The organism is Synergistaceae bacterium, from assembly GCA_012521675.1.
In the GTDB taxonomy this organism is placed as follows: Bacteria; Synergistota; Synergistia; order Synergistales; family Aminobacteriaceae; genus JAAYLU01.
In genome coordinates this window covers 1-24,413 of sequence record JAAYLU010000027.1, presented here as the reverse complement: position 1 = coordinate 24,413, position 24,413 = coordinate 1, and the positions used below count along the sequence as shown (strand labels likewise).

The window sequence follows — 24,413 nt, the reverse complement described above, 5'->3', positions numbered from 1 at the left end:
CCGGTATAGACAAATCGCTTTTCTTGCAATACCATAGGGGGGTACAACACGCTGCGGCGATGATCTATACCACATCGCACTTTACGGCCGCGGACTCCCTAAAAGGCAGGCGATTATTAAGATGAGCAAGAAGAAGGTCCTGATTATAGGAGGGGTGGCGTGCGGCGCGAAGGCGGCCGCCAGGCTGGCGCGGCTGGCGCCCGAATACGAGATCACGATACTGGAGCGGGGAGAGCACCTCAGCGTCGCCGGGTGCGGCTTTCCCTATTTCGTGGGCGACGTGGTGAAGGAGTACAAGGACCTGGTCTGCACTCCGCTGGGCATAGTGCGCGACGCCAACTTTTTCCGCAACGTGAAGAACGTGACCGTTCACACATCCTGCCTGGCAACGCGCATCGACAAGGAGCACAAGGTGGTCAAGGCGACGAACACGGGTACCGGCGAGGAGTGCCTCTTCCCCTACGATGAACTCGTGCTGGCCACCGGGGCGTCGCCCATCCGCCCCCCGATCCCCGGCGTGGACCTGAACCGGGTGTTCACCCTGTGGACGATGCCGGACGCGATGGCGATGAAGTCCGCGATCGATGCGGGCAGCGTCAAGTCGGCTGTGATCATCGGCGGCGGCCTGATCGGCATGGAGGTCGTGGAGGCGCTGGCCGACAGAGGCATCTCGGTCTCGGTGGCCGATATTCAGCCAACACCGCTGCCGGCGCTTATAGGCGAGGACTTCGGCCTTAGGGTAGCAAAGGTGCTGAAGCAGAAGGGCGTGGGCTTCTACGGCGGCGAGAAGGTCGTAGAGATAATCGGAGAGGGCGGCGTAGTCAAGGCCGTCAAGACCGACAAGCGAGAGCTGCCGGCCGATATGGTGCTGATGGCGGTCGGGATCCGTCCCAACACGGTTCTTGCCAAAGAGGCTGGGTTGGAGCTACACGCCAACGGAACCATCGTGGTCGACGAGTGCCTTCGCACCAGTGATCCGTTCATCTTCGCGGGGGGTGACTGCGTCCAGTCCAAGAACATCCTGACGGAGAAGTCCGTCTGGCAGCCTATGGGCTCCACCGCGAACCGCCAGGGCCGTGTGATTGCCGACAACATCGCCGGGCTACCCTCGCGCTTCGCCGGGGTCATCGGCACCGCCATTTTGAAGCTGTTTCACCTGACCATCGGCAAGACGGGACTCAACGAGGAGCAGGCGCGCGCCGCCGGTTTCGACCCGGTCAGCGTGATCGTGGAGGAGCCGGATCGCCCGCACTTCATGCCGGGGATGGGTGATATGACCATACGCCTCGTCGCCGACAGGAGGTCGCGATTAGTGATAGGCGCCCAGTTCATGGGCAACGGCGTGATCGACAAGAGGCTGGACTCCATCGTCGCGGGCATCTCCTCCGGCATGACGGTGGACATGCTGGCCGACGCTGACTTCGCCTACGCGCCGCCCTTCGCAACCGCTCTCGATCCGACCACCCACGCGGCCAATACCCTCAGGAACAAGATGGATGGCCTGGTGAAGACCTACTCCCCTGTCGAGCTCAAGGCCCGCATGGAGGAGAGCGAACCGCCCGTTCTGCTTGATGTGCGCTCCCCGCAGGAGCTGGACCAGCAGGGGCGTCTGCCCTACGACTTCATCAACATCCCGCTGGGGCAGCTTCGCGCTCGTCTCTCCGAGGTTCCGGAGGGCAGGGAAGTCGTTGCCTTCTGCAAGATCTCCGCGCGCGCGTGGGACGCGGTGGCGATATTCAGGGGAAACAACAGGGAGGACGTTGCGATCCTCGAGGGAGGCGCGATGGCCTGGCCGTACGAGTTGAAGTAGCGGAGCAAAAAGGGAGGGATCTCGGTCGACCAGCGCCGGCAGACCGAGATCCCTCGCTACGCTCGGGATGACCGTTATGGAACGACGATGATCAGGAGGCCTCTACAGCAGCCCCTCCAAGCCCTTCTCCAGCACGGAGAAGACTGCCGAGTCGTCGTACTCCTCGATTCGCCCCGCGTCGCCCAGCTCCGCCAGGCGCGGGTCCAGGGAGAGGCTTCCCCAGAAGGGGACCTTCAGCTCCTCCGTGAGTGCGGCCGAGTGGCTGCCTCCGAACAGTTCTATGCGCTCGCCGCAGTGAGGGCAGCGAATCTCGCTCATGTTCTCCAGCACGCCAACCAGCGGGATGTCCATCATCTCGGCCATTCTCGCGGCCTTGCGCACCACCAGCGACGCCAGCTCCTGCGGTGACGTCACCAGCAGGAAACCGTCCAGCGGGATAGTCTGCATCGCGGTCAGCACAGCGTCGGCCGTCCCTGGAGGCAGGTCGACGAAGAGCACGTCCAGATCGCCCCACTGCACGTCGTTGAAAAACTGGCTGACGGCGCTGCCGAGCAGCGGACCGCGCCAGACGACGGGCTTGGCCGGGTCGTCCAGCAGCAGGTTCATGGAGATGACCCGTATGCCGGTGCGTGTCGCGGGCGGCTCTATCCCGTCGGCGTTGCCGAACGGGAACTTCTTCAGGCCGAAGAAGGTGGGTATGGACGGGCCCGTGATGTCCGCGTCCAGTATGCCGACGCTCTTGCCCTGGCGAGATTCCGCCAGAGCCAACAGGGACGTTACCGAGCTCTTGCCCACGCCGCCCTTGCCGCTGCCGACGGCGTAGATTCGTTTGATGCCCTTTTTGTCGCTTTTTGGTGGTAGTGTCAAAACGAGGTTCGCCTCTTTTCAGTGTTTTTTATGCGCCTATTTTACACCAATCACTAAAGAAGTTTCTCGAGCTTGCCCTCCGTGTGCTTCGCCAATGCGTCCGCGACGGTCAGCCCCTCCGCGCAGAACGCGCTCATCCCCGCCTGCTTGGCGAAATTGATGGCATTAGGCCCGAGGCGCGGAACCAGCAGCACGGAGACCCCCTTCTCCGAGAGGGTCGTCAGCATCTTAGTCGCGGCCCCGTGAGCCTCGTCGGCACCAGTCCCCTCGAAGGACTCGAGCACCTTTCCGCTCTCGTCTGCAACTACGAACCAGGGAGCGCGCGCGAAACGGTCCGCGACCGCGCTGGACGTCTCCGCCCCGAGGGACGGTATTCCTATCTTGATCTTGGTCATGTTTTTAGCACTTCCTCTCTGTAAAATCGCTCGCCACAGTTCCACGAGCGGTCGCCCCATCTCCTCCACCGGGATTCGGCCGTCGCTCGTAGCCCGGGTGATCTTCTCGTCGAACGGGACGGCCCCGAGAATCGGCCACCCCTCCGCTTCGCAGACGGAGCGGATCTCCTCCGTTACCACCGGGGATATGTCCCACCTGTTTATAGCTATTCCAAAGGGCAGCGACAGGGTCCCGCACAGGTCGATCACCCGCCGCAGATCCGCGAGGGCGGAACGAGACGGCTCGACGACCAGCACCGCCAGCCCGGCCCCCGTGAGGGAGGACGTCGCGGGGCAGCCCACTCCGGGCGGCCCGTCGACAAGAATCAGCGGCGCTTTCAGCTCAGTGGCCTCTTGCCTGGCCTCCTTGCGCACCAACGCCACCAGCATGCCGGAGTTCTCTCCCCCCGGCGCAAGGCGCGCGTGCCACATCGGGCCGAAGTCCGTCTCACCGCGTTTCAGCACCCCCCGCTGAAAAGCCCTCTTTTCTATGCACCCCTCCGGGCACACCAGCAGACAGCCGCCGCACCCCTCGCAGAAGCCCGGGTCCACCACGGCCTTTCCGTCCTTCATCAGGATGGACCCGAAGCGACAGAAGCGCAGGCACTCGCCGCACCCGGTGCAGCGAGCCTCGTCCACGTGAGCCACCTTCATACCGAAGAAGGGACGGCTCTCCGTCTCTCGGGGCGACAGGATGATGCCGAGGTTCGGCGCATCCACGTCCGCATCCGCCAGCACACGCGGCCCCTCGGCCAGCGCGGCGAAGCACGCGGTCAGAGTGGTCTTTCCCGTCCCGCCCTTGCCGCTGACCATCACGATCTCGAATGGGCTCATGAGAATACCCTCTCCATCTCTCGCCATAGCCTTTCCGTCCTGGCGGCCCAGTCCGCGTCGGTGTTGTACGGACATTTACCCAACGCTCCCGTCGCAGCCGCGGCGCGACTGAACGGAAAGCTCTCAAGCACCTCCACGGAGAAGCGCCTGCACAGGTCGTCCAGCGGCCTCTCTCCCAGCCCTGCCTTGTTCACCACCACGGCCGCGGGCTTCTTAAGGTCCGACGCCACCTCCAGCACGCTCGCCAGGTCGGACAGGCCGAACGGAGTCGGCTCGGCCACCATCAGCGCCGCATCCGCAGCGCGCAGCACCGTCGCAGCCGGGCAAGACACGCCCGGAGGCCCATCCATTATCCAGTAGCGCTCGCCGAACTCCTCGGCGGCGCGCATCGTCTCCTCTATTACGTGCACCGTGCTGACGCTGCCTACCTTCAGGCGACCCTCGATGAAGGGCCCGCCGGCGGCGGTGCCGGACCTGATCCTGCCCACCTCTCGGTCGCGCTCGCTCATCGCCCCCGTCGGGCAGACCAGCGGGCAGACGCCGCAGCCGTGGCAGAGAAACTCGTTGATCACCGGCAGGCCGGAGCCGAACCACGCAAGGGCGCCGAACTCGCACGCCTGGGCGCACCGACCGCAGCCGGAGCACAGGTCCGGGTCCAGACTGGCGACAGGCTGAAGCACCGGCCGCTCGGAGCCTCCTTTGAAGTCTAGCAAAATCCCCAGGTTGGGCTCCTCGACATCGAGGTCCATGGCCAGCGACCCCGGTCTGCCAAGAACAAGGGAGGCCGCGATGCTGGTCTTGCCCGCGCCTCCCTTGCCGCTGGCTACGGCGATCTTCATTTTCCGCAGGTGCGGCCGTGCCCGTGGTCGCACTCCTTATCGACGGACTCGAGCGAGCCGGACAACAGGGCCTTCACGGCGCTTTCGGCGTCCATCGGGGGGACGGTGCAGATCTCTATCCCGAACGACCGGAACAGGTTCTTCGCCTGTGCTCCCATGCCCCCCGCGACCACGGTATCCGCCCCCATGCTCTTCACCCAGTTGGGGAAGAGCCCGGGAACATGTTCCCCGCCCGGAGGGGCCAGAAGCTCGCGCTTCGTCTCCTTGCCGTCCTCTATCGTGACGAACAGAAACTCCCTCGTCCTTCCGAAATGCTCGGAGACAACCCCTCCGTCCAGAGCCACAGCCGCCTTTTTCACTACTCGTCGCCTTCCCTTCCAAGCCTGGCTCGAAGTTCATTCGCCCTGGCCTCCGTCATCGCGAGCTCTTGCTCCATCATCGCCCGCTCCTCAGCCTCGCTCATAGGCTCCTGCCACACTCCGCCCATGGGCATTCCCGTACCCCAGCCGCGCCCCCGGCCATAACCCCAGCCCCAGCCGCAGCCCCGGCCGCGCCACCCGCGTCCGCCGAAGAAACCGGCTCCAGCGTAAGCGCCCCGGCCGCAAAATCCACGCCCCCAACCCGTCATCGGGCCCTGTCCGAGCGGTCCAGTTCTATCCCTTCCAGGCATAGAAATCTCCTCCTTCATCTTTGATAATAATTATCAGTTGCATTCTACACCATTCTGTGGCATCATGTCAAGGGGAAAAACAAATTTTCCGGAGGGATTGGATAATGGCAGACGAAACCGCCGGCTCTATGGACTTGTTCATGCGTAAGCTCAGGGACAGGGGGCTGCGCCTCACCGCCCAGAGAGAGACTCTCTTTCATATCATAGCCGAATTTCTGGGAAAGACCACGTCCGTCCAGGATATCTGGGAGAGGACGCGGGAGGCGGATCCATCCATAGGAATAGCCACCATCTACCGCACCCTAAACCTGTTGGGCGAGATGGGCATGGTCAACATCATATACCTGAACGACGGCGAATTCAGGCTGGACGTACCCAAGCAAAAAATTCACCTGACGGCATTCTGTCGTGTGTGCGGCGAGGTTTTCCAACTGGACGGCGAGCAGGAGAAGCAACAAACGCTGGAGCGATGGCTCTCCGAGGCGGGGCTTGAACTGCTTCCCCAGTCCATGGCGCTGTCGGGCCTGTGCGAAAAGTGCGCAAACGAGGAAGATCAAAGAATGGAAGGCCCACGAGGCCGCAGAGGCGCCTGCCACGGCCGCCGCTGCCGAGGCATGAGACGCTTCCGGTAGAGGATTGAAGGATCGCTGTTGAGATCCTTCCTCCCTTCGGTCGTCAGGATGACAGTACCCTTGTCGTCCCGAACGCGCGCAGCGCGGAGGGATCTCGGGTTTGAGACACCAGGGTCGAGATCCCTCCTCCCGCTGGTCGTCGGGATGACAGGCTTACGCTCTGGCCTCCCGCCCGCCCTTGTGCTAATATGAATTGTCAGAAAGGGGGAGGGCGAGAGGATGACTGCAGGCACTGCGCGACTGGTGCGCTCGCCCGACACCGACCCGTGGGGGAACCTGTCCCGTGAGGAGCTGCTCATGGGTGAATGCGCCGACGACGAGGTCATATTCTACCTGTGGCGCAACGCTCACACGGTGGTGATCGGGCGCAACCAGAACGCGTGGAGCGAGTGCCGGCTGGACCTGCTGGAAGCCGAGGGCGGCAGGCTCGCGCGCCGCTCCTCCGGGGGCGGGGCGGTCTACCACGACCTCGGGAACCTCAACTTCTCCTTCATCGTACCCCGCAGGTTTTACAGCATGGAGCGCCAGCTCGGTGTCGTGCTGGATGCGCTTCGCTCTCTCGGGATAGACGCGGAGTTCTCCGGGCGCAACGACCTCGCCGTCGGCGGGCGCAAGTTTTCGGGCAACGCCTGGCAGATTACAAGGGACAGAGGGCTGCACCACGGCACTTTGCTGTTGTCGGTTGACATGTCCATGATGTCCCGCTACCTGAACGTCGACCCGGAGAAGCTGAAGTCCAAGGGAGTGGGCTCCGTCGCCTCGCGCGTCGCCAACCTCGCGGACGTCCGCCCGGGCCTGGAGCTCGCATCCCTGATGGATGCGCTGGAGGAGTCCTTCTTGGCGACCTATTCTCAATCAAAAGTGCGCAGGGACGAGGCCGCGCCCGAGGGGGAGGAGTTCGAGCGTCTTTACGCCAAGTACAGCGGCGTCGAGTGGCGCTACGGCAGGGCATCGGAATGCACGGTTTCGGTTTCGACACGCTTCCCGTGGGGGGGCGTGGATTTACGGTTCGACGCGCCGGGCGGGGTGACCGACGGCACACGGGTCTTCTCCGACGCTATGGACGGGGAGATGATTTTGTCGCTTGCCGGGGCGCTGAACGGGCTGCCCTTCTCGTGGGATCAGATCGCGAAGGCGGTTCGCGCGCGCTTCCCCGGCGTCCCGGAGATGGAGGATGTGGCGGGCTGGCTTCAAGAGGCCCCTATTGGCAGAACAAAGGAGGAAGGCGAATGAAGAGAACTCCGATGTACGAGAGGCACGTCGCAGCGGGAGGCAGGATGGTGGACTACGGCGGCTGGGAGCTGCCGGTGCAGTACGAGTCCGCCGGTATAAAGACGGAGCACCTGAACGTGAGGTCGAAGGCCGGCCTGTTCGACGTCTCCCACATGGGGGAGGTCATCGTCGAGGGCCCGCGCGCGGAGGAATGGCTCTCCTCGCTGCTGTCCAACGATGTCGCGGCCATGAACGACAACCAGATACAGTACAACATCATGTGCAACGAGTCCGGCGGCGTGGTGGACGATCTGCTTGTCTACCGCTACTCCCGGACGAAGCACCTGCTGGTGGTGAACGCGGCCAACACCGCGAAGGACCTGGAGTGGCTCAAGTCGCACCTGCCCGCGGACGGCGTCTCCATGGAGGACATCTCGCCCCGCACCGCCGAGGTCGCGCTGCAGGGCCCGGAGGCGGAGGCCATCATGGCGAAGATCGCCGATTTCGACCCGGCGTCGCTGAAGCTCTTTTACTTCATCGACGGAGTGTCGGTCGGCGGAATTCCCGCGATAGTCAGCAGGACCGGCTACACGGGCGAGGACGGATTCGAGATCTACGTCGACTGGGACAAGGGTGCCGATATCTGGGACGTCGTGATGAAGGCCGGCGAGGGGCACGGGCTGATCCCCATCGGACTGGGGGCTCGCGACAGTCTGCGATTCGAGGCAGGTCTGCCCCTGTATGGTCACGAGTTCACCGACAAGATCGGCCCGCTGGAGGCCGGGTACGGCTTCTTCGTCAAGCTGGACAAACCGGGCGGCTTCATAGGGCGCGACTCGCTCAAGCGTCAGAAGGACGAGGGCCTCAAGCACCGAGTAGTGCCTACGAGGCTCCTGGACAAGGGAGTGCCCAGGCAGGACATGCCGGTCGCCGACGAGTCCGGCCGCGTAATAGGCCACGTTACGTCCGGAGGCTACGCCCCGTCGCTTGACGCCAACATCGCGTCCTGCTATGTCGAGATGCCGGCGCCGGCCGAGGGAGAAAACCTGTGGATAGACATTCGCGGCAAGCTCAAAAAGGCCGTCGTCATCAAGCGCCCCTACTATGCCAGGGGAAAATAGGGCCTCGGCCCGTAAAAAACGATAACCAGGGAGGTCGATGAGTAATGTCGAAAATACCGGAGGATCTTCGCTATACCAAGGATCACGAGTGGATCAAGATCGAGGGCAACATAGGAACGGTCGGAGTCACTGACTACGCCCAGAACGCGATGGGCGACGTGGTCTACGTCGAGCTGCCCGAGGTCGGCGACGAGGTGGCGGCCGGGGACGACTTCATAGTCATCGAATCGGTCAAGGGCGCCAACGACGTCTTCAGCCCCGTGTCCGGCAAGGTGGCCGAGGTCAACGAGGAGCTTGACGGAGCACCGGAGCTCGTCAACCAGGACGCCTACGCCAACTGGCTGGCCAAGCTTGAGGTTGCCGACCCGTCCGAAGCGGACAAGCTGCTGGACGCGGCGGCCTACGCTAAACTGCTCGAGGAGCTGGAAGCGGAAGGATCTTAGAAGGGAGAAAGGACATGAATCGCTACATACCGACGACGGACGACGACAGGCGCCGGATGCTTCAGACCATCGGCGCCGCGAGCGTCGAAGAGCTCTTCTCGGGCATTCCGTCGCAGGTCCGCCAGAAGACCCCCTCCGACCTGCCGGGTCCCATGTCAGAGATGGAGATAATCAACGATCTGCGTAGCCTCGCCGCCTGGAACCTGACGATGGACGACGCTATCTGCTTCCTGGGTGCGGGCGTGTATGACCATTTCATCCCCTCCGCGGTGGACAGCCTGATCTCGCGAGGGGAGTTCACCACCAGCTATACCCCCTATCAGCCGGAGGTGGCGCAGGGAACCCTGCAGGCCATCTTCCAGTACCAGACCATGGTCTGTGAGCTGACCGGGATGGAGATAGCCAACGCGTCCATGTACGACGGGGCAACTGCGGCCGCCGAGGCCGCGGTGGTGGCATCCGTCGCGACGAAGAAGCGCAAGGTGCTGTGCGGCGACAACGTTCATCCCCAGACGAGGGAGACATTGCGCACATACTGCTGGAGCAGGAAGCTGGAGTATGTCGAGCTGGCTCACAAAAAGGGCGCGATCGACGCAGCGGAGCTGGAGAAATCGCTCGCGGCCGGAGATGTCGCTGCCCTGGTGGTGCAGACGCCCAACTTCTTCGGCGTCCTGGAGGACATAAAGCCGCTGGCCGACTCTCTTCACAAGGCGGGCGGCCTGCTGATAGCCTGTACCGACCTGCTCGCCCTCGGCACGATAGAGGCCCCGGGCAAGCTCGGCGCGGACATAGTCGTAGGGGACGGCCAGACGGTCGGCAACCCGATGAACTTCGGGGGGCCCGCGTTCGGCTTCTTCGCCGTCAACAAGCCCCTGATGCGGCGCATGCCGGGCAGAATCTGCGGCCAGACCACGGACAGCCAGGGCAGGCGCACCTTCGTGCTCACCCTGCAGGCGCGCGAGCAGCACATCCGCAGGGAGAAGGCGACCTCCAACATCTGTTCCAACCAGAACCTCTGCATAGTCGCGGCCTCCGTCTACCTGTCTCTGATGGGGCCGAAGGGCCTGCGCGAGGCCGGAGAGCAGATAATCGCCAAGACCGCCTATGCGGTCGATCAGCTGGAGAAGACCGGCAAGTTCCGCCGGGCCTTCCCGGACGCTCCCGTGTTTCGTGAGACGGTGCTGATCTGCGACGAGCCGCCTGCGACCCTCAACGAGAGGTTGCTGGACGCCGGCGTCGTCGGAGGATTGGACCTTGGCGAGCTCCACCCGGAGCTGAAAAACGCCTGGTTGCTCGCGGTGACCGAGAGCCGCACCAGCGACGAGATCGACTACATGGTATCGGTGGCGGGAGGTGACGAGGAATGAAGCGGACTATGGAGACCCTTTTCGAGACGAGCAGACCCGGCAGAGTGGGTTACGCCCTACCGAAGCTCGACGTGCCCGAGGTAGACTGCGCCTCCGCTCTCAAGGGGCGCGCGCGGTCGGAGGCCCCGAGGCTTCCCGAGATGGCCGAGATCGACGTGGTGCGCCACTTCACCGGCCTCTCCAGGATGAACTACTCGGTGGACGAGGGCTTCTACCCCCTCGGATCATGCACTATGAAATACAACCCCAAGGTGAACGAGCTGGCTGCGCGTATGACCGGCTTCACGCGCATACACCCGCTGCAGCCGATCGAGACCGTCCAGGGGGCGCTGCAGCTGATGTACGATCTCGGCGTGATGCTTTCCGAGATAACAGGCATGGACACGTTCACCCTTCAGCCCGCGGCCGGCGCCCACGGGGAACAGACCGGGCTGATGATGATCAAGGCCTGGCACGAGAGCCGCGGCGACCACGACAGGGTCAAGGTGGTAGTCCCTGACGCGGCCCACGGTACCAACCCGGCGTCCGCCACCGTGACCGGCTTCGAAACGGTCGAGGTGCCCTCGGACGACCAGGGCATGGTCGATCTGGACGCGCTCAAGTCCATGATGGACGACAAGGTCGCGGCCCTGATGCTGACCAACCCGAACACGCTCGGTGTCTTCGAGCGCAACATACTGGGGCTGACGGAGACGGTCCACGAGGCGGGGGGCCTCGTCTACTACGACGGCGCCAACCTGAACGCAATCATGGGCAAGGCCCGCCCCGGCGACATGGGCTTCGACGTGCTGCACCTCAACCTGCACAAGACCTTCAGCACGCCGCACGGCGGCGGCGGCCCGGGCTCCGGTGCGGTAGGAGTCAAGGACGTGCTCGTCCCCTTCCTGCCGACACCCGTGATAGCTCACGACGAGGAGATGGACGAGTACCTGCTCGAGGGCAGGGAGAAGCATCCTCTGACCATAGGAAGGGTGCGCAGCTTCTTCGGAAACTTCGGAGTCCTCGTGCGCGCCTACACCTACATAATGACCATGGGCGCGGAAGGACTGAAGGATGCGTCGGAGACAGCGGTGCTCAACGCCAACTACCTTGCGGCTAAGCTGGCGCACCTCTACCCACTGGCCCACAAGGACTACTGCATGCACGAGTTCGTGCTCAACGGCGGCCCGCTGAAGCAGGAGACCGGGGTCAGCAGCCTCGACGTCGCAAAGGCCCTGATAGACGCGGGATATCACCCGCCGACCGTCTACTTCCCCCTGATAGTCCCGGAGGCTCTCATGGTGGAGCCGACGGAGACCGAGTCTCAGGAGACGCTCGACCGGTTCGCCGAGGCGATGGAGCAGATAGTGGCGAAGGCCAGGGCAGAGGGGGCGGAACCCTTCCACCAGATGCCGCTCAACGCGCCCGTATCCCGCCCGGACGAGACCACGGCAGCCAGAAACCCGATCCTCACCTGGCAGTTCGAGGATTAGGCCCGCTCCACGGTTCGATGCACCAGGGGGGGCCTCTCGCCCCCCTTTTTTATCATGGGAAGGAGATTGAACATGTACGATCTGGCAGTCATAGGCGGGGGCCCCGGCGGCATGAGGGCGGCCGCCCTCGCGTCGCGCAGGGGGATGAGAGTAGCGCTGATAGAGAAGGATCGGCTGGGCGGAGTCTGCCTCAACCGGGGATGCATCCCGACCAAGGCTCTCTACTCGCACATAATCGGCGGCAGGGGCGAGCGAGCGGGCCTGTGGGAGCGGCTGGAGTCCGTCGTCGGCAAGCTGCGCCAGGGATCGGCCACCGAGCTTCGCATGGCCAAGGTCAAGACATATCGGGGCGCCGCCCTGGTGACCCGGTGGGAGGGCGAGAAAAAGATCACCGTTCGGTCCGACGACAGCGAGGAGGAGATAACCGCAAAGAGACTGCTTCTCGCCACCGGCGCCAGGTCCGTGGTGCCGGGCTTCCAGGGCAACGACCTGCCGCAGGTCCTCACCGGCGACCACGCGATAGTCGACCCGCAGCTATGGGATCCGGAGCGCAACAGAGACGTCGGCGTTGTCGCGGTGCTTGGCGCGGGCGTCATAGCGATCGAGATGCTCATGATGCTGCAGGAGCTGGGCAAAAGAGTCATCCTGCTAAAGCACTCCGACCAGGTGCTAAGGCGGCTGGACAACGACCTGAAGAAGAAGGTCATCCAGACGCTTAAAAAGCGCGGCGTGCCCATGAGCGACTACGTCAGGCTCTCCGAGGCGATCCCCGACGGCGACGGCCTTCTGATCCGAGGGACCACGAAGGACGAGCCCTTCGAGGAGAGGTGCGACCGGCTGCTCGTCGCGTCCAGCATGACCCCCATACTAGACGGCTTCGGCCTGGAGGACAGCCCCGTCCGCGTCGAGAGGGGCGCGATTGCGGTCGACGAGGCCATGAGGACCTCCGTCGACGGAGTCTGGGCCATAGGCGACTGCACCGGCGGCGCCATGCTGGCCCACCTGGCCGAGTACCACGCCCAGGCCGCGGTAGAGGACATGACGGGCGGCGTCTACCGGGTAGACCCGGATGCCGTCCCCGCCTGCGTATTCATCGACCCCGAGATAGGCACAGTCGGCCTCACCGAGGAGGAGGCAAAGGCGCGAGGCCTGGAGATAGTCACCGCCAGGGCCTACTTCGCCGCCAACGGCATGGCGCTGGCCATGGGCGCAGGCGACGGCTTCGTCAAGGTGGTAGCCCGCGCCGAGGACAGAGTGCTGCTCGGAATCCACATCATGGGCCCCGAGGCCGCGTCGGTGCTGGGAGAGGCGACACTGGCGGTGGCAAAACGCATGACCGCCGACGACGTAGCCAACGCCGTCCACTCCCACCCCACCCTAAGCGAGTGCCTCAGAGACGCCTGCAGGAGGATAGTGGAGAGGTAGGGATTTCGCTATCATCCCGAGCGCTGGGGAAGGCGGCCAGAAACATGCCGCCCGAGCGAACGCGAGGGATCTCGGGTTGGAGGCGGGTTCCTCGGGATGGCAGGAAATCGTCATCCACCGCCCGGCAACTTTTGTCACTCCTGGCTCGCTATGTCTGCGCTCTGAACCGGCCTCCCCTCGCCGGCCTCCTCAACCGTCCTCCCGTCGCGGATCCTGTAGATCCTGCGGAAGGTCGGGATGATCTTCTCGTCGTGGGTGACCACTATCACCGCCGTCTCGTACTGGCGCGCCATCGAGTTCAGAATGCCGATCACCGACAGAGCTCGCTCGCTGTCTAGAGGCGCGGTGGGTTCGTCCGCCAGTATCACCGGCGGCCTGTTGGCCAGCGCCCTTGCTATCGCCACCCTCTGCTGCTCGCCCCCCGACAGTTGCGACGGCATCGCCTCAGCCCTGTGCGAGACGCCCAGCGCCTCCAGCAGCTCCGCGGCCCTCCTGCGGGAGTCGCCGTCGGAATACCCGGCCAGCATCGGGACCAGGGCCACATTGTCCAAAGCGTTCAAGAACGGGATCAGGTAGGGCGCCTGGAAGACGAACCCTATGCTGTCCCTCCTGAGCGCACTCAGGTCGCGGATCTTCCACCCGTCGTCGTAGATCGGCGTCCCGTCGAGGGTCATCCTGCCCCCCGTCGGCTCTATCACCGCTCCCAGGCACTTCAGCAGGGTGCTCTTGCCCGAGCCGGACGGCCCGATCAGCCCCACCACCTCTCCCGGCGCCACCTCCATGTCCACACCCTTGAGAGCGTCCACCGCCGTGTCCCCCGCGCCGTAGCGCTTCCTCAGCCCCTCTATCCTTATTCCGTCGAGCCTTCCCATGGCCGCTACCCTATGGCCTCCGCCGGGTCGACGCCCACCGCGACACGTATCGCGATCAGGCTGGCGAAGGAGCACATAGCCATCACCGATACAAAGCCGGTCAAGGCGTCCCTCGGCTCCAGCAGCACGTACTTCGGAAAGGCCGGTCCCCAGAAGGTGGCCGAGATCTCCCCTATCGCGAAACCCAAGGCGCCGAGCGCCAGCGCCTGCTGCAGGATCATCCCGATTATCGTGCGGTTCCTGGTGCCGATCAGCTTGAGCACCGCTATCTCGCGGATCTTGCCGAGGGTGAGAGTGTAGATGATGAACGCGACGATCGCCGCGCTGACCACCGCAAGAATCACCAGCAGCATCGCGATCTGCTTTGACGACGTGGCGATCAGCTTGCCCAGCATAATATCCTCCATCTGCTCCCTGGTGTAGACCTCGTGTCGCAGCCACCTGCGGATGTGCGACGCTGCAACCTCCGGATCGGTCCCCGGCCGGACTCTCGCGAGCACCGCGTTCACGTAGGGATTGGCGCTCTGCGAGGCTATCACGCCCTCCAGCGAGCCCGGCCCGTTGAACGCCGGGTTCGCCTCGGTCCGCCTCCTCTGCTGAAGGATGGCGTCGTTGTCCTTCATGAACTGGGCTTCCTGTGCGTCTTTCAGCGGTATGAAGACCATCGGGTCCCCCCCGGATGAGACCATGCGCCTCGTGATCCCCACAACCCTGTAAAGGTTCCTGCGGATGCGTATCTCGTCCCCGAGGCGGAAGCCGGACGCCTCGTCGGCGACAGCCTCGTAGTGCCCGCGCGAAATGTGCCGCCCCGCGACCAGGTACCCGGGACGACCGGGCGCGGCCGGGTCGTGCGGGTCGATCCCCGCGACCATCACCCTCGTGTCCTCGTCGCCGCGCCTCACCTGGGTGGTCAGGTAGGTGACGTTGGCGGCTCTCTCCACCCCCGGCACGGTCAGCACGCTGCGCAGCAGATCGTCGTAGATGCTGGACGGTTCCGCGTAGGGGCCGAGAGTGTCCTTCTGCACTATCCACAGGTCGGCGCCGCTGTTGTCCAGCAGGACCCTGGCGTCGTCCACCATCCCGCGGTAGACCCCGCCCATAGTCAGGGTCACCCCGATGAGCAGACCGAGCCCCACGCTGGTGAGCACGAACTTTCCCCATCCGTGCAGTATGTCCCTGCCGGCCAGGCTGATCATCTTTCCCACCCCTCCGTTGCCTTCACCCTGCTTCCCGGCTTCAGAGCCCTGGCGCTGTAGACCACCACGCGCTCGCCGGGCTCCAGCCCCTCAAGGACGCGAACTCTGCCGTCCAGGTCGCGCCTGCCCGCCGACACCGGCCTGAACGATACCGATCCGTCGGCCATAATCCATACGCCCAGCCGGCCCTCGTGAAGACGCAGCGCCGCGTCCGGGACAACCGGCCCCTCCGGCGACTCGGGCAGGTGCACAGTGACCTCCGCCAGCTCGCCTAGAGGAGGTAAAGAAGGCGGAAGGGCCTCGAACACCACCTTGGCGGTTATCTCCTCCGTAACCGAGTCCGCCATCGGCTCTACTCTCAGCATCCGCCCGGCGAAGACCTCCCCGGGCCGCGAGCGCACCACGATCTCCGCGGGCAGCCCCGCCTCCAGCCCCTCCGCGCCGGACTGGTCGAACCTGGCCGACACGCGCAGCTCCGCAAGGTCCGCAACCCGCAGGAACGCCTGTCCCGCGGCCACCACGTCGCCCGGCTCGGCATCGCGAGCGGCCACAAGCCCGTCCACCGGGGAGAAAACCTTGAGATCCTCCCGCCTTGCCTGCATCCCGTCAAGCTCCGCCTTCGCCCGTGTAAGCTCAGAACGGGCGGCCTCCGCGTCCGACCTCGCCGATGCCCACGCCGCCGCCGTCACCTGGCGCTCCTGCCTCTTGGCGTCAGCCGCCTCAACGCTGACCGCGTCGGACTTAAGGAGGTTGTCATACCTGGTGGACTGGGCCTCGGCGTACTTCTTCCTTGCAGCGGTCTCCTCCACCCTTGCCCCGGCCGCCGACACCAGGGACTCCAACCTCCTCACCGAAGAGCGCTGGGCCTCTATCCTGTCGTCCAGATCGATCGGCGAGATCTCGCCCAGGAGCTGCCCCGCCGTGACCAGGTCTCCCGGCTGAACCTCGAGCATCGTAAGCCTGCCCGTGGACGACGCGCCGATCTTGTGGATCGAACGAGCCTCCACCACGCCTATGCCGTACAGGGCCGGCGACACGGTGCCGATGCCGACCTCCTGCACCGTCACAGGGAAGCGCGCAAGAGGCCCGGAATTTGCCATCACGTATGCCAGAAGCCCCACGAGTCCCGCCGCGAAGAACGCGAGCAGCAGAGTCCTCCCCTTAACCGAGCCTGCTCTCATGATCTCACCTCCACCCCTCTTCTAAATATCTCGAAGGCCCCTGGCGCGTTGCGCACCGCCATCCCCACGTCCCCGCCTATAAGCGACTGTATGGCAAGCCCCTGCACTGCACCGACCAGGAAGTGAGCCACAGCGTCCGGCTGAACGTCCGAGCGGATCTCCCCCCGCTCCAGGCCCTCGTCTATCAGCTCCCTAAGCAAACCCGTGTAGCGCAACATCATCGAGCGAGCCACAAGAGACGCCTCCCCCTCGCCGCCGCGCCTCAGCTCGCTCAGCAGCAGGCGCGGCGCACCCGGGTGCGAAGTCGCGAATCGAACCGTGGCAAAGAAAGCCGCCTCCAGCCCCTCAAGCGGCGATGCGGTCCGCTTCACGCTTCCCTCGACAGCGGACAGCATCATGCCGGCCACCCTCTCCAGCGCCGCGCTCCACACCGACTCCTTGTTGGGGAAATGCCTGAAGAGCGCCCCCTGGGTCACCCCCACGCGCTCCGCTATCGCCGCAGTAGTGATCTCCGCCGGGTCTCGCTCAGACGACAGCTCCAGCACGGCATCCACTATCATAGCCCTCCGCTCCTCCGCGGGCAGTCCTCTTCCCTTGGCCATAACCATTCCCCTCTCTCCAAAGATAGTAATTGATTACTATCTTATACGGTAAATTGCGGGATGTCAATTCCTTTTTTCTTCTTGACCTGCAAAGGTTGCTATGGCGAAGATTTAGTTGTATCCTATATATATCGAACAAGAAATAATGAATATGATGAGGAAAACACCTTTCTTTTCGCGACGCGCGACTTGATTGCTGTACGCCTCTTTCAAGGGGACGACTTGGCGTAGGTCGATCGTTGTCTATGATTGAATTCAATTCGACCACTGTTGAGGAGGTAATTCACATGTCAAAAAGCATAGTCGCAAAGCTCGGCTTGCTTATCGCGGCAGGCTTGGTGGTGCTGGCCGGTTCTCTGGCTTTCCTGGCGCAACGGGGGGTGTTCACCATGTCCTGCTCGGTAGAAGAGGTCGCGGTGAAGATGCTCAACGACGACATCGAGAACAAGAATGCCAACGACGAGCGCAGCGCTCAAGGCTACGGAGAGGCGATGTCGGGCTACCTCGCCTCGATCTCGGCGACGCCCCTCTGGGACTTCAACGAGGAATCTCTCAGGGACTACGCCGCGGACATGCTCACCGTGCCGAACGTGGCGTACGCCGTCATCTACGACGACAGCGACTCCCCCATGGCCGGGGAGAAGCTGGAGAACGAGCTGACAAGGCCGTTCACGGCAGACATCATGCGCGCCGGCAAGAAAATAGGATCGGTCGAGGTCGGGCTTGATACCACCTACCTCGCGGAGCTCACCAAGGCCAGCGAGAGGACCAGGGACGAACTGATCGAATCCTTCTCCAAGGAGGCGGACGCCTCGCAGAAGGCCATAGGCCGGCGGATATCCCTTATGGCGTTCGCGATCGCCGTCGTGGTCATGATTCTCACCGTTATCATGCTGCTGAGGGTGGTCGCGCCCCTCAGGAAGATGACGGACGTCGTCCGCGACCTTGGCGAGGGGGAGGGCGACCTGACGGTCAGCATAGAGACTAGGACAGAGGACGAGGTCGGCCACCTGGGCGCATCAATGAACCAGTTCATAGAGAAGCTGGCGACCTTGGTAAAGGACGTTATCGGCATCGCACGGGGAGTCGGGGACGAGACGCGCACCATGTCGAACCTCTCGGAGGAGTCCATGGACTCCATCGAGCAGGTCGCCGAGGCCGTGCAGCAGATAGTCGCCCTGTCGGAGTCCAACGCGGCCTCCGTCGAGCAGACCAACGCAGCCATCAGCGAGATGGCCGCCACGGCGCTGGCGATGGCCAAGGCTGCCGGGGAGTGCGTGGAGTCGTCGGCCAAGACTTTCGAGTTCACAAAAGAAGTGGCTCAGAGGATGGAGGAGACGGTGACCGACATAAACACAGTCAGCGCCCTCTCCAAGGAGAACAGGGCCAAGATGTCCGCCCTCGCCGAGGCGGTGGACTCCATAGCCGGGTTCGTCGGCGCCATCACCGGCTTCGCCGACCAGACCAACCTGCTTGCTCTGAACGCCGCCATCGAGGCCGCCCGGGCGGGCGAGGCCGGGCGAGGCTTCGCAGTGGTAGCCGACGAGGTGCGCAAGCTGGCCGAGGAATCCAACAGGGCCGCCATGCAGATCTCCAGCCTGATGGAGTCCCTCTCAGGGTATGCCGGAGAGTCGATCAAGGCCACGGAGGAGGAGGAGGAGACACTCCACTCGGTGGTGGAGAAGACCGAGCTGCTTCAAAAGACGCTCAAGGCCAGCATGGACGAGCTCGAGTCGATGGACAAGGAGCTGAACACCGTGTCCGACTTGGCGCGAAACCAGTCTTTGTCCAACATAGAGATGGTGGAGGCTGTGAACAGCATCTCCCAGGGGACGTCCGACATAGTCGCGAGCATAGAGGGCATCAACAGGGCCGCGAGGGATGCCCGGCAGGCTTTCGAGTCGGTGACGGCGCAGGCGGGAACATTGCTGGAGGGCATGGAGGAGATGGAGAGCAAGCTCGGCCAGTTCAAGGTCTGAGGACGGGACAAAGGGTGAAAGGCACGAAGGAGAGACGCGCGGTGCGCCTCTCCTTTTTTACTACGCGCGAGATATGAGGCGCGTAAAGGGAGATGAGCATCATGACCGAAGGAAAGGGCAAGTCGAAGAAGAGAGAGAGAGATTCGACCCTGGTCAGGCAGATACGCCTTCTGGTTTTAACCGTGCTTATCTGCGTCGGAATAGTCATCCTCGCGGTCGCGCTGGACCTTGTACTGAACCCTTCAAAATCCTGGACCGACTCTCTGGCCATCCAGTGGATCAGCGAAAAGCGCACTTTGATCCCGTTCTTCAAGTAGGCGATTCTTGCGGGGCGTGTCGATTCATGCTATTGTTCTGAAACAAAAGCGTCATACACACGCTTCGGTACGGGAGGTAGAGATGGACGACACTACGTTTAAACCCGCGTCGGCGCCCGAGGTGGGCGAAGATGCGGTTCGCATGTTCCTGTCCGGCCTTGGCTGCGCCGAGAGCTCCCTGATGGCCCTGGCCGGAGTACAGGGGATCGAATCGGACCTCATGCCGAGGATAGCCACCGGACTGTGCGGAGGTATGGGCAGGACATGCGGTGCCTGCGGCGCTCTGACCGGCGCCGTGCTCGCGATCGGGCTGGCGTTCGGGCGAAGGAAGCCGGGCGACTCGCCTGACACTGCAAGGAGTGCCACTCGCTGCCTGGTAGAGGCCTTCGAGGCCAAGTTCGGAGCTCGCGACTGTCATCTGCTGCTCGGATGCGATCTCGGCACCCCGGAGGGGATGGCCGTCTTCGAGGAGAAGGGGCTTCGAGACAGGTGCGCGGATTTCACAAGGTTCGCGACCGAGGAGGCTGTGCGCATAATCGACAAAGTGAAGAAGGAGACTCATTAAGCGACGTAGTTTTCAGCGGGGGGTGCGGAATGGGCATCAGGAGAAGGACGCCCGTCATCACACTTAAAAAGGAAGAGGAATGCAGGCGACGCGCGGTGGACATGGGCATGCGCGTCTACTTCTCCCACCTTCCGCTCGGAGAGGTCCCGTGCGCGAGCGAAGTGGAGGTCGCCGTCCGAAAGGCAGAGGCGGCCGCCTCGGAGATACTCCTTCCCTCCCTGCTGGACAAGGCCTTGGACGAGCCCTTGCCGGCCGCCCGCCGATCAATCATGCTGCTGCGCATGGAGGAACGCCTCCCTCCCCTCGTCCTCCCCGCACCGGAGACCAAGTCAGAGGTCCCTCCCGTCAGAATCGCGACCGGCGCGGCCCTCGGCGCCCTCGCCGGGATGGCCCTGATGCCGTTCGTGACGTGGTTCATGCTCGACAACCGCCCCTCCGGCGTCTTCATAGGCGCCCCCGGCGGCGCCATGCTGGGAGTGGCGCTGACACTGGGCCTAGCCAACAGTCGCGCCCTGCTCCTGTCTCTCTCCGCCCTGCTGGGCCTGTCCGCGGCGGGAGAGGTCGTCAAACTGCTGGGCGGTCGCCCCTTCCGCGCGGGCTGGGGACGGCTGCGCTCCGACAAGGGCTCTTTCACGGCACTGCTGCTCGCCCCCCTGCTCGCTCTTTTGCTGTTGTTCCTGGGGAGGCGCGAGGTCCACTTCGACAGAAGGCAGCACGAAGAGTCCGCTAGAAGGACCTTCGAGGCCTGGGCGGAGGGCGCGTCGCGCGTCGCTCTCCTGGCCGCGTCTCAGTCCGCCCCCTTCAGGAGCGGTGACGACGAGGCCGTCTCCCTGCTCGCCTCCATCATACTCTCGCTTGAAGAAACCCCGAAGGACGACCTGCCCGCGGGCGTCGCGGAGCTGGCGACCGCGGTGAGGAACTTCGGCTTCTCCGGCAAGAGCCCGGCCTCCGTATTCATCTGGAACGAGGACTCGGCGGAGGAGTACGCGACATTCGGCGCGATCGACCCGGGCGACGCGGTCCGAGTCGAGAGAAACCCGCTGTTCAAAGATGGTCGCCTTTTGGCCAAGGGGCTTGTTCGAAAGGTGAGGCGTAGATGAACGGTCTCTCTGTGCTGGGAGTGGATTTCGGTACCACCAAAACCTACTTATCCAAATGCCCCGCGCACGACCCCTCCCCGATAAGCATCGACTTCGGAGACGGCAGGGACGGAATCCCGTCCGCCATCCTCTACCGCAAGGGCCGGATTCCGCTCATCGGACAGACGGCCCTCGACGAGTTCGGCGAGTCCACCACCAGGGAGCGCAGCTCCTACAGGTTGGTGACCAACTTCAAGGCGGACCTGGCCCGCTCCGAGGAGGCAAGGACGGCCGCGGTCGACTTCCTTGTGGCCCTGCTCTCCGAGGCAAGAAAACAGCGGATAGACCTGGATCCGCTCAGACGCCGCGTACTCTTCGGGGTCCCGAGCGAGGCGAGCGCCCAGTTTCGCGCTGCCCTGCAGCAGACTGGGGAGATAGCGGGATTCGGCGTGCTCCACCTCGTGGACGAGCCCAAGGGAGCGCTCCTCTACCACATGAAACAGCGCGACATCTCGGTGGACGCGGCCCTGGGCGGGGTACTGGTCGTGGACTTCGGAGGCGGTACCTGCGACTTCGCCTTTCTGGAGCGGGGTCGGGTCGTCCACTCCTGGGGGGACATGCTGCTCGGCGGACGCCTGTTCGACGACCTCTTCTTCCAGTGGCTCTGCGACCAGAACCCGTCGCTGGAGTCTGAACTGGAGTCGCGGGGGACCTCCTACTACGTGCTGACCAACCTCTGCCGCGAGCTGAAGGAGTTTTTCTCCCGCTCCATGACTCGCGACAGAAGCGAGAAGATCTCCAAGAGGTTCGTCGAATACGGCAAGATCGAGAACATGACCTGGAGCGAGTTCCTCCGCAGAGGTGCTCAGTACTGCCCCTCAAGGACCTTCATTCGGCATTCCAAGGGAGTAGTCCCGGATCTCCGCGGACGGGGGCACTCCTCGCCCTACAACTTTCTGGCACAGGAGGGGGACGCGCCCCTCCCCGGCAGGGAGATAGACCTGTTCGACTGGTTCAGAAGCAGGCTCCTGCTCGGCCTCCGAAGCGGAAAAATCGACCGCGAGCGCATATCCGTGATAATCCTCGCCGGAGGAAGCAGCCAGTGGCCCTTCGTCAAGGAGGTGCTAAACTCGGAGATCCCCCCCCGCGAACAGGACTCCATCGTGCGCAGCGACCGCCCCTACGCGGTGATCGCGCTGGGCATATCGTTGCTGCCCGCGCTCAAGGAGCGCTTCACCGCAGCCCGCAACGCCCTGCAGAGCGAACTGCAGAGTTTCATAGATGTCAAGCTCAGCGCCCTGACGGCAAAAATCCTCAAGCACGTGGAGAGACGCCTCGCGTCCGTGACCATCGACATCTTCTTCCGGGGGGAGATAGTGCCGCTGCTGATGGAGTTTCGCGAGCTGGGAGGCTCTCTCGCGGCGCTTCAGATCCGAGTCGACCAGAGGACCACGTCGGCCGAGCCGGTAGCCCGGGCGCACCTGGCCCACGTCGTAGACCACTTCCTCGATGTGCTGCAGGAGGAGGTCAAAGGGCTTATGACCGAATGGTTCACCTCACACGGCATCGCATTCCCGTGGAACGAGGTGAAGATAGCCTTCCCCGAGCAGCTTGCCGAGCCTCTGCTTCGGGTCAGGACCCCCGCCGCCGACGGAATGCTCGACGTCATCGGAACGGCGGTGGGCAGCTTCCTAGCCGCCGGAGCCGCCATGCTCTGCGGTGGATCCGGCGCGGCCCTCATCACGACGGGCCCGATCGGCCTGTTCACCGGCGCCCTGCTCGGCGCGACCGCCGGCTGGGTGTTGCTGCGCTACAGCAGGGATCAGCTCAAGGAGATCTCGGAGAGGATAAACCTCCCTCCCATGGTCGCCTCCCTGCTGATGAGCGACAGACGGATCGCGTCCCTGGAAAAAAGCCTCGAAGAAGCCCTGAGCGACAACCTCAAGCGCCGTTTCGCCCCCCAGAAACAGGCGATGGACGATCATATACGCGACCTCGTCATGGAGGAGATAAAGGCCCTCAACGAGGTCAACAGCTTTTAGGCGTCCGCCGCCGCGCCATCACATTCCCTCACAATTCTTTTCTTGTCATATTTTTTCCTTGATCAAGTTTTCCCCCTCATATATAATACCGCGGCAACGGTTTCACGGTGGGCGTTGCCCGCGCTGGCGGCACCCTATCCGCACAGTCTTGCCCTACGGACGGCAGCCTCTTTGACTTCGACGGTCATTATCGCATGTCAAGGACTGCTTATTCCGGTAATGCTTTTTGACAACGGAGAAAACCATACAAGGAGTGATACAGCATGATGAGTTTTTATCGAAACCTCACAATCAGGAAGCGCCTAGTCTTCCTCACTATTCTGCTCTGTCTTTTCACCGCGATCGCCTCGTGGGTGGGCTACACGCGCCTGATCGCAGCCGGGGAGGACCTGGGGATGATGTACGAGAGAGGGCTGCTCCCCATCCAGTGGATGAACGACGCAAGGGCCAACGTCAACGTCATACGGGGTAACCTGCTGTTCATGATGCTCACCCAGGACGAGGCAGAGGATAATGCCCTCATGCAGGATATCGAGAGGCGTAGGATTTTGAACAACGAAAACCTGAAGAACTACGCCGACGCGGATCTGGACGAGTACGAGTCCAAGCGGCTGGCGGAGACCAACTCCCATCTCGCCGAGTATCGTCGGGCCACGGACGAGGTGATGAAGCTGCTGAAGCAGAACCGCGACGAGGAGGCGTACAGGCTCTACGTAGAGACGGCCGAGGCGCCTCTGGACGCCTTTAACGACGGCTTGGTGGACCTATCCGCCTACTGCGTAAAGTCCGCCGCGGAGGCCAACGAGGAGAGCGAGAGGCACATAGGCGCGGCCTTGCGTTTGCTTCTGATTACAGCAATTGCAGCAATTCTGATCGGCCTCATGACAGGGTACCTCACCGAGAGGGCGATAGTTCGGCCTCTGAGTGCTGTCATGGACATCCTTCGCAAGATAGCCGAACTGGACGTGACCTTCGACTCATCCAAGGCCTGGCTGACGAACTACAGGAAGAACGAGATAGCCGAGATGGTGGAGTGCACCATCGCAATCGAGAGGGCGATGAGCGAGTTTATCATGAACATCCTGGGAGATGCGAATAGGCTCGGCGAGACCGCGGAGGAGTTCTCCGCCCTGGCGCAGGAGGCCAACGCCGGGGTCGAGGAGTCCCGCGCGGGCGCAGACGACGTATCGTCCCAGATGGAGAATTTGGCCGCAGCAACCGAGGAGATAACCGCATCGGTCGAGGAGGTGGCAAGCGGCGCACAGTCATCCGCGCAGAAGAGCACCGACATGGCGGCAGAGGTCGACCAGGCCCGCACGGCCGGAGAGGACGGAGTGAAGGCCATAGGAAGGGCCGTGGCTAGCACCAAGAAGGCAGCGGTCAACGCCGAGGAGTCAGCGAAGGAGGTCAGGGTCCTCGGAGACAGGGCGCGCGAGATACAGAACTTCGTCGCC

At 63.5% G+C, this 24,413-nt stretch carries 23 protein-coding genes; 14 read left to right on the top strand and 9 right to left on the bottom strand.

Annotated elements, in window-relative coordinates:
• Positions 1-121: 121 nt before the first annotated feature.
• Positions 122-1,810: an FAD-dependent oxidoreductase gene (locus GX181_03380; GenBank protein ID NLM70990.1), complete on the top strand. Its 1,689-nt coding sequence runs from the start codon at positions 122-124 to the stop codon at positions 1,808-1,810.
• Positions 1,811-1,912: 102 nt separating this feature from the next.
• Here the strand turns inward: GX181_03380 and GX181_03375 are convergent, their stop codons facing one another.
• From GX181_03375 to GX181_03355, 5 genes are read right to left on the bottom strand one after another with little or no spacing between them, the layout of a single operon-like run.
• Positions 1,913-2,677: an Mrp/NBP35 family ATP-binding protein gene (locus tag GX181_03375; protein NLM70989.1), complete on the bottom strand. Its 765-nt coding sequence runs from the start codon at positions 2,675-2,677 to the stop codon at positions 1,913-1,915.
• Between the two features lie 53 nt (positions 2,678-2,730).
• Entirely contained in the window at positions 2,731-3,945 is a 1,215-nt protein-coding gene (locus tag GX181_03370; GenBank protein ID NLM70988.1) for a 4Fe-4S binding protein, read from the bottom strand.
• Positions 3,942-4,784, bottom strand: a complete 843-nt coding sequence (locus GX181_03365; GenBank protein ID NLM70987.1) for a 4Fe-4S binding protein — start codon at positions 4,782-4,784, stop codon at positions 3,942-3,944. Before GX181_03365 ends, GX181_03370 begins: the two co-directional genes overlap by 4 nt.
• Entirely contained in the window at positions 4,781-5,143 is a 363-nt protein-coding gene (locus tag GX181_03360) for a hypothetical protein (GenBank protein NLM70986.1), read from the bottom strand. The genes GX181_03365 and GX181_03360 overlap by 4 nt, the downstream gene beginning before the upstream one ends.
• Positions 5,143-5,454, bottom strand: coding sequence for a DUF5320 domain-containing protein (locus tag GX181_03355; protein NLM70985.1), 312 nt, complete (start codon positions 5,452-5,454; stop codon positions 5,143-5,145). The genes GX181_03360 and GX181_03355 overlap by 1 nt, the downstream gene beginning before the upstream one ends.
• Before the next feature lie 104 nt (positions 5,455-5,558).
• Here GX181_03355 and GX181_03350 point away from each other — a divergent pair, with 104 nt between their 5' ends.
• From GX181_03350 to GX181_03320, 7 genes are all read left to right on the top strand, one after another.
• Positions 5,559-6,086: a transcriptional repressor gene (locus GX181_03350; GenBank protein ID NLM70984.1), complete on the top strand. Its 528-nt coding sequence runs from the start codon at positions 5,559-5,561 to the stop codon at positions 6,084-6,086.
• Positions 6,087-6,305: 219 nt separating this feature from the next.
• On the top strand, positions 6,306-7,319 hold the full coding sequence (locus tag GX181_03345) for a lipoate--protein ligase (GenBank protein NLM70983.1): 1,014 nt from the start codon (positions 6,306-6,308) through the stop codon (positions 7,317-7,319).
• Complete coding sequence (gene gcvT / locus GX181_03340) at positions 7,316-8,419, top strand: glycine cleavage system aminomethyltransferase GcvT (GenBank protein NLM70982.1); 1,104 nt, start codon at positions 7,316-7,318, stop codon at positions 8,417-8,419. The genes GX181_03345 and gcvT overlap by 4 nt, the downstream gene beginning before the upstream one ends.
• A 44-nt stretch (positions 8,420-8,463) precedes the next feature.
• Positions 8,464-8,862, top strand: coding sequence for a glycine cleavage system protein GcvH (gene gcvH, locus GX181_03335; protein ID NLM70981.1), 399 nt, complete (start codon positions 8,464-8,466; stop codon positions 8,860-8,862).
• Between the two features lie 14 nt (positions 8,863-8,876).
• Positions 8,877-10,229, top strand: a complete 1,353-nt coding sequence (locus tag GX181_03330) for an aminomethyl-transferring glycine dehydrogenase subunit GcvPA (GenBank protein NLM70980.1) — start codon at positions 8,877-8,879, stop codon at positions 10,227-10,229.
• Entirely contained in the window at positions 10,226-11,701 is a 1,476-nt protein-coding gene (locus GX181_03325) for an aminomethyl-transferring glycine dehydrogenase subunit GcvPB (protein NLM70979.1), read from the top strand. The genes GX181_03330 and GX181_03325 overlap by 4 nt, the downstream gene beginning before the upstream one ends.
• 72 nt (positions 11,702-11,773) lie before the next feature.
• The gene (locus tag GX181_03320) at positions 11,774-13,126 is read left to right on the top strand and encodes an NAD(P)/FAD-dependent oxidoreductase (GenBank protein NLM70978.1); all 1,353 of its coding nucleotides are present in this window, start codon (positions 11,774-11,776) and stop codon (positions 13,124-13,126) included.
• Positions 13,127-13,260: 134 nt separating this feature from the next.
• On the opposite strand, the gene GX181_03315 is transcribed toward GX181_03320, so the two are convergent.
• The 4 genes from GX181_03315 to GX181_03300 are packed head-to-tail and all read right to left on the bottom strand — an operon-like array spanning position 13,261 to position 16,977.
• Positions 13,261-13,998: an ABC transporter ATP-binding protein gene (locus GX181_03315; GenBank protein NLM70977.1), complete on the bottom strand. Its 738-nt coding sequence runs from the start codon at positions 13,996-13,998 to the stop codon at positions 13,261-13,263.
• 5 nt (positions 13,999-14,003) lie between these two features.
• Entirely contained in the window at positions 14,004-15,194 is a 1,191-nt protein-coding gene (locus tag GX181_03310; GenBank protein ID NLM70976.1) for an ABC transporter permease, read from the bottom strand.
• Positions 15,191-16,375 carry an efflux RND transporter periplasmic adaptor subunit gene (locus GX181_03305; GenBank protein NLM70975.1) on the bottom strand — a complete coding sequence of 395 codons (1,185 nt, stop codon included), beginning with the start codon at positions 16,373-16,375 and terminating at the stop codon, positions 15,191-15,193. The genes GX181_03310 and GX181_03305 overlap by 4 nt, the downstream gene beginning before the upstream one ends.
• The gene (locus GX181_03300; GenBank protein ID NLM70974.1) at positions 16,372-16,977 is read right to left on the bottom strand and encodes a TetR/AcrR family transcriptional regulator; all 606 of its coding nucleotides are present in this window, start codon (positions 16,975-16,977) and stop codon (positions 16,372-16,374) included. Before GX181_03300 ends, GX181_03305 begins: the two co-directional genes overlap by 4 nt.
• A 287-nt stretch (positions 16,978-17,264) precedes the next feature.
• Here GX181_03300 and GX181_03295 point away from each other — a divergent pair, with 287 nt between their 5' ends.
• From GX181_03295 to GX181_03270, 6 genes are all read left to right on the top strand, one after another.
• Positions 17,265-18,956: a methyl-accepting chemotaxis protein gene (locus GX181_03295; protein NLM70973.1), complete on the top strand. Its 1,692-nt coding sequence runs from the start codon at positions 17,265-17,267 to the stop codon at positions 18,954-18,956.
• A 101-nt stretch (positions 18,957-19,057) separates the two neighbouring features.
• Complete coding sequence (locus tag GX181_03290; protein NLM70972.1) at positions 19,058-19,273, top strand: hypothetical protein; 216 nt, start codon at positions 19,058-19,060, stop codon at positions 19,271-19,273.
• A 142-nt stretch (positions 19,274-19,415) separates the two neighbouring features.
• Positions 19,416-19,838 carry a C_GCAxxG_C_C family protein gene (locus GX181_03285; protein ID NLM70971.1) on the top strand — a complete coding sequence of 141 codons (423 nt, stop codon included), beginning with the start codon at positions 19,416-19,418 and terminating at the stop codon, positions 19,836-19,838.
• A 29-nt stretch (positions 19,839-19,867) separates the two neighbouring features.
• Positions 19,868-20,938, top strand: a complete 1,071-nt coding sequence (locus GX181_03280; protein NLM70970.1) for a hypothetical protein — start codon at positions 19,868-19,870, stop codon at positions 20,936-20,938.
• Complete coding sequence (locus tag GX181_03275) at positions 20,935-22,959, top strand: Hsp70 family protein (GenBank protein ID NLM70969.1); 2,025 nt, start codon at positions 20,935-20,937, stop codon at positions 22,957-22,959. Before GX181_03280 ends, GX181_03275 begins: the two co-directional genes overlap by 4 nt.
• Before the next feature lie 263 nt (positions 22,960-23,222).
• A partial coding sequence (locus GX181_03270; protein ID NLM70968.1) for a methyl-accepting chemotaxis protein occupies positions 23,223-24,413 on the top strand: 1,191 nt, incomplete at its 3' end.